Source organism: Microcystis sp. M31BS1, from assembly GCF_020245285.1.
GTDB lineage: Bacteria > Cyanobacteriota > Cyanobacteriia > Cyanobacteriales > Microcystaceae > Microcystis > Microcystis panniformis.
Genome location: NZ_JADBVE010000226.1, coordinates 1 through 4,907, shown reverse-complemented (window position 1 = coordinate 4,907; position 4,907 = coordinate 1). Strand labels below are relative to the sequence as shown.

Below are 4,907 nucleotides of genomic sequence, written 5' to 3'. Positions count from 1 at the left end.
TATCAAGGGGGATCCCCCCGCCTATCGGCACCCCCCTTATCAAGGGGGATCCCCCCGCCTATCGGCACCCCCCTTATCAAGGGGGGCAGGGGGGATCGAACCTAAAATCCATTTTTAATTTAATTATAACCAGCTACTTAATTGATCAATTAGCTAAAAAAGCCAGAGATTAGGCTCTCTGGGAAATTGGGGGATAAATCAGCTAGAAACTAGAGAGGCAAGCTCAACCGCCTGAGAAAGGGACAAGAAACCAGACTAAACATAAGTTGCCCAAAATAGCGTAAATTGTCTATAAATTTGTTCAACGACTTAAATTAATACAAATGTTCGACTGTATTATCATCGGTGCGGGACCAGCAGGAGCGACGGCGGGTTATCATCTAGCTAAAAAGGGACGATCGATCCTGATCCTCGATAAAGCGAAATTACCCCGTTATAAACCCTGTGGTGGGGGGGTATCCCCGGCAATTAAGCAGTGGTTTGATTTTGACTTTACCCCCGTGATCGAGAATACCGTCACGCAAGTACAGTTTACTTGGAAACAGGGGGATACCGTCACCACTAAGTTAAATATGCTAGAACCGATGTGGATGGTACAAAGGGATCGTTTCGATGATTTTTTAGGTCAACAGGCGATCGCAGTCGGGGCAACCATCCAAGATAACAGCGAAGTTACCCAGATCAAATTCGTCCAAGATCACTGGCAAGTTACCACATCCCAAGGAACATTTTCAGGCAAATATCTGATTGCTGCCGATGGTGTTAGGGGCAATACCAGTCGCTGGTTGGGATTACCAGCGAAAAACGAAGCGATCGGTGCTACTCTCGAAATTACTAACGCAGAAGCGACTATTCCACCCCAAAAAGCTTTTTTTGATTTTGGTTCCCTAAAAAATGGTTATATCTGGGCTTTTCCCAAGTCTAATGGTTACACAATTAGTGGTGCTTGTTTTAAGGGCAGCATCAAATCCGAGGATCTGAAAAAACAACTGTTAAATTATGCCCGTCAAAAGGGCTGGAATTTAGAGGATTATCGCTATGGTGAGTATGCTTTAGCCCTTTGGAACGGAAATCAACCGCTACACGCCCAAAATGCCCTAATTACAGGGGAAGCGGCGGGGATTCTCGATCCGCTCATCGGTGAGGGTATCCGTCCGGCAATTTTGACGGGAGTTAAGGCAGCCGAGGCGATCGATCGAGCTTTAGCCGGAGATAATCAGGCTTTAGCGGGCTATAGTCGGATAATTCGGGAAGAATGGGGTGAAGATATGGCTTTAGCGGCCAAATTGGCTGGTTTATTCTATCAATTTACCCAAATCGCCTATAATGTCGCCGTTAAACGTCCGATCGCCGGTCAACTGATGGGACGTATTCTCGTGGGAGATTTAAAATACCGGGATGTTACGGAACAAGCGATGCAACAATTGAAAAAGCGTTTACTGCCCGGATTCGGTTGGTGATAACACCTCCCGCACCAGGGTGGGGGTGACTCGATCGCTAATGGTAACTTGGCCGATTGCCGTTGGTAAAATAAATCTAACCTTGCCATCTTTAACCTTTTTATCGGCAGTAAGAGCATTAACCATCTCATCGGCATTTAAAGGCGGCATATGGGTTTCTAAGGCCGCTTTTTCGATTAAATCGGTTTGACGTTGATTTTCCCCGGCGGTCCACATTCCCAGTTTAACTGCGATCGCTCCTGCCGCCACCATCCCCAGGGCCACCGCTTCCCCGTGGTTAACGCTAGTATATCCCGTTAAACTTTCAATGCCGTGGGCGATCGTGTGACCATAGTTTAAGATCGCCCGCAAACCCGCTTCTTTTTCGTCTGTGCATACCACATCTGCTTTCGCTTGGCAAGACTTTGTAATAATTGTTTGCAATAGCTCGCCATCGATCTGAGAAAAACTAGCTAAATTGTCCGAGTCTTCTAACTGTTGAAATAACTCGGCATCCCAAATTACACCGTATTTAATCACTTCTGCCATTCCAGCCCGAAATTCTCGCACGGGTAGGCTTTTAAGCACGTTAGGATCGATCAGAACTAATTTCGGTTGATAAAACGCCCCGATCAGATTTTTGCCCTGGGGATGATTAACACCAGTTTTACCCCCGATGGAAGCATCTACCATGGCTAACAGGGTGGTGGGAACCTGGACAAAATTAATGCCCCGTAACCATGTGGCTGCCGCAAATCCCGTCATATCCCCGATCACACCACCACCGAGGGCAACCATAGTCGAGGAACGTTCCAAACGGTGAGCGAGGGCGCTATCATAAACTTCGGCGATCAAATCGAGGGTTTTATAATTTTCGCCGGCGGGGATCAGATGAGTAAAAACGACAAATCCCGCTTTTTCTAGGGAATTAACGGCTGTATGTCCGTAATAGTCAAAAATTTCGGGATTAGAAACCAATAAAACCTTTTTACCTAAGTTTAACTGGCTCATTTCTGCACCGAGATTAGCTAAACTGCCCTTCTCGATCAGAATATTATAGGAGCGATCGGGTAAATTAACGGGAATGCAAATAGCCATAGGGTGTGGGGTGATGTTTCAGTGATCAGTAATCAGTAAACAGTAATCAGTAAACAGTGATCAGTAAACAGTGATCAGTAAACAGTGAAAAGACAGTGGGAAACTGCCATTTAATGCTGCTCACTTAATACATACTGCTCACTGAAAACTTAAATCTGATAACTGATAACTGATAACTGATAACTGATAACTGATAACTGATAACTGATAACTGATAACTGAGTCGGTTATTGACGCAGCTTAGTCAACTCTAAGAGCAGACGACAGGATAAAAAACAGATAAAGCTCTCTCCCAGAAAGAGACTTAATTGCCAAGCGTCAGCGATCAAGTCTGTGGATAATTGTAGGGGAACTAGGCCGCGGACTAGGGCAAAAGCTGCCACTGTACCATCTTTGAGATGGGGATTATCATCGTTGCGGACGACATAACGATAGGTGACACCGAAGAGAAACCCGCTAATTATCGCCCCGGATATCTTGACAAAAGCGCCAATTAATGTGATCGATTCCCCTAAAAATAGTCGATCAACAGTTAAAAATAGCAGATAGGGAACCAGGAAAGCCAGCGCCGAGATACTCCCCACCTGTATGGATTCGATTCTTTCCTTGAGCGTAATTTGCACGATCGCCTCTCTAAAACGGAGTCACTGATGAAGTATTATAAGTTGAGTAGTTATCTTCTAAGTATTTCGTTTAACAAAGGCAATTATGGATATTTTGACACTTGGTTGGGTTAGCATTCTCGCCCTGTTCACTTGGTCGATCGCCATGGTGGTTTGGGGTCGTAACGGTTTCTAGGTAATCTATAGATACCATGGAAACATCTCTGATTCTCAACACTCTCTTTCTAGTCGCCTTAATTCTCCTCGTTATCGTCAGTGGTGGCATTCTCTACCTGACGACTACAGAATGGCGCGATCGCCGTCGTCAAGATGGCGATAAAAAATTAGGAAAATAATCCTGAACAGGTGTACTTAATTACGCCTGTTTTTCCTTTACTATGATTAAAATACTGCACTTATCGGATATTCACATGGGGAGCGGTTTTTCCCATGGACGTTTAAATCCAAAAACGGGATTAAATACTCGTTTAGAGGATTTTATGGGCAGTTTGAGCCTCTGTATCGATCGGGCTATTGCCACCCCTGTGGATCTAGTGCTTTTTGGGGGAGATGCCTTTCCCGATGCCACTCCTCCTCCTTTTGTTCACGAAGCTTTTGCCAGTCAATTCCGTCGTCTTGCCGATGCTAATATCCCAACAGTGTTATTAGTGGGTAATCACGATCAACATTCTCATGGTAATGGCGGTGTCAGTCTCTCCATCTATCGTACCTTAGCGGTGCCGGGGTTTATTGTTGGCGATCGCTTGACCACCCATCGCATCACCACCCGCAACGGCGATATCCAAGTAATTACTTTACCCTGGTTAACCCGCGCCACTCTCTTAACCCGTCCCGAAACCGAGGGTTTATCCTTGAGTGGGGTAAATGAATTATTAATTAACCGTTTGGAACCGGTTTTAGAAGGAGAAATTCGCCAATTAGATACAAGAGTACCAACAGTTTTATTAGCCCATTTAATGGCTGATCGAGCTAGTTTAGGAGCAGAAAGACTTTTAGCGGTTGGTAAAGGTTTTACTGTGCCTTTATCGCTGCTAAATCGTCCACAATTTGAGTATGTTGCCCTCGGTCATGTTCACAAACATCAAAATCTTAATCCTAGCAATGATCCGCCCATTGTCTATCCAGGGAGCATCGATCGAGTGGATTTTAGCGAGGAAAAAGAAGATAAGGGCTATGTTCTAATAGAAGTGGCTAAAGGAGAGGTTAAATGGGAATTTTGTCCTTTACCTGTGCGTACTTTCCGTTCCATCGAAGTGGATGTTTCTGAGGCAGAAAACCCCCAAAAAGAATTGCTAAAAGCTCTCAAAAAACACGATATTCAGGAAGCAGTTATCCGCTTAGTTTATAAAATTCGCAGTGAACAATTAGAACTAATCAACACCAATCAGCTTGACGAGGCGTTAAAACCTGCCCATAGTTATAGTATTCGGGCTGAGTTAATTAGTCAATTAACCCGTCCCCGTTTACCGGAATTAGGGGTGGGTAATCAATTAGATCCGATGGAAGCGTTAAAAGCTTATATCGATAATAAGAAAGATTTGCGGGATATTGTTGATGATATGTTAGAGGCAGCCCAGCTTTTATTAAATCAACAGCCAGAAATTTGGCTAGAGGAAGAAACCTCGATTTAGTTATCAGTTATCAGTTATCAGTTATCAGTTATCAGTTATCAGTTATCAGTTATCAGTTATCAGTTATCAGTTATCAGTTATCAGTTATCAGTTATCAGTTATCAGTTATCAGTTAT

Annotated in this window: 6 protein-coding genes; 4 read left to right on the top strand and 2 right to left on the bottom strand. The window is 44.2% G+C overall.

The features are described from left to right. Window positions 1-323 precede the first annotated feature (323 nt). Window positions 324-1,460 carry a geranylgeranyl reductase family protein gene (locus IM509_RS13400; protein WP_185237090.1) on the top strand — a complete coding sequence of 379 codons (1,137 nt, stop codon included), beginning with the start codon at window positions 324-326 and terminating at the stop codon, window positions 1,458-1,460. On the opposite strand, the gene aroB is transcribed toward IM509_RS13400, so the two are convergent. Together aroB and IM509_RS13390 are read right to left on the bottom strand one after the other, a co-directional pair. Beyond that, window positions 1,437-2,537, bottom strand: a complete 1,101-nt coding sequence (gene aroB, locus IM509_RS13395; protein WP_185237091.1) for a 3-dehydroquinate synthase — start codon at window positions 2,535-2,537, stop codon at window positions 1,437-1,439. The two genes, IM509_RS13400 and aroB, sit on opposite strands and share 24 nt — an antisense overlap. Window positions 2,538-2,764: 227 nt before the next feature. After that, window positions 2,765-3,160: a hypothetical protein gene (locus tag IM509_RS13390; RefSeq protein WP_052277300.1), complete on the bottom strand. Its 396-nt coding sequence runs from the start codon at window positions 3,158-3,160 to the stop codon at window positions 2,765-2,767. An 85-nt stretch (window positions 3,161-3,245) separates the two neighbouring features. Here IM509_RS13390 and petN point away from each other — a divergent pair, with 85 nt between their 5' ends. The 3 genes from petN to sbcD are packed head-to-tail and all read left to right on the top strand — an operon-like array spanning window position 3,246 to window position 4,791. Continuing rightward, window positions 3,246-3,335, top strand: coding sequence for a cytochrome b6-f complex subunit PetN (petN, locus tag IM509_RS13385; RefSeq protein WP_012265708.1), 90 nt, complete (start codon window positions 3,246-3,248; stop codon window positions 3,333-3,335). A 16-nt stretch (window positions 3,336-3,351) separates the two neighbouring features. Continuing rightward, window positions 3,352-3,495, top strand: a complete 144-nt coding sequence (locus IM509_RS13380) for a hypothetical protein (RefSeq protein WP_002736416.1) — start codon at window positions 3,352-3,354, stop codon at window positions 3,493-3,495. Window positions 3,496-3,537: 42 nt separating this feature from the next. After that, on the top strand, window positions 3,538-4,791 hold the full coding sequence (gene sbcD / locus IM509_RS13375) for an exonuclease subunit SbcD (protein WP_185237582.1): 1,254 nt from the start codon (window positions 3,538-3,540) through the stop codon (window positions 4,789-4,791). The last annotated feature ends 116 nt before the right edge of the window (window positions 4,792-4,907 follow it).

Coding starts and splice junctions, on each gene's coding strand:
- sbcD (WP_185237582.1), top strand. CDS start 3,538: ATGATTAAAATACTGCACTTATCGGATATTCACATGGGGAGCGGTTTT.
- petN (WP_012265708.1), top strand. CDS start 3,246: ATGGATATTTTGACACTTGGTTGGGTTAGCATTCTCGCCCTGTTCACT.
- IM509_RS13380 (WP_002736416.1), top strand. CDS start 3,352: ATGGAAACATCTCTGATTCTCAACACTCTCTTTCTAGTCGCCTTAATT.
- IM509_RS13400 (WP_185237090.1), top strand. CDS start 324: ATGTTCGACTGTATTATCATCGGTGCGGGACCAGCAGGAGCGACGGCG.
- aroB (WP_185237091.1), bottom strand. CDS start 2,537: ATGGCTATTTGCATTCCCGTTAATTTACCCGATCGCTCCTATAATATT.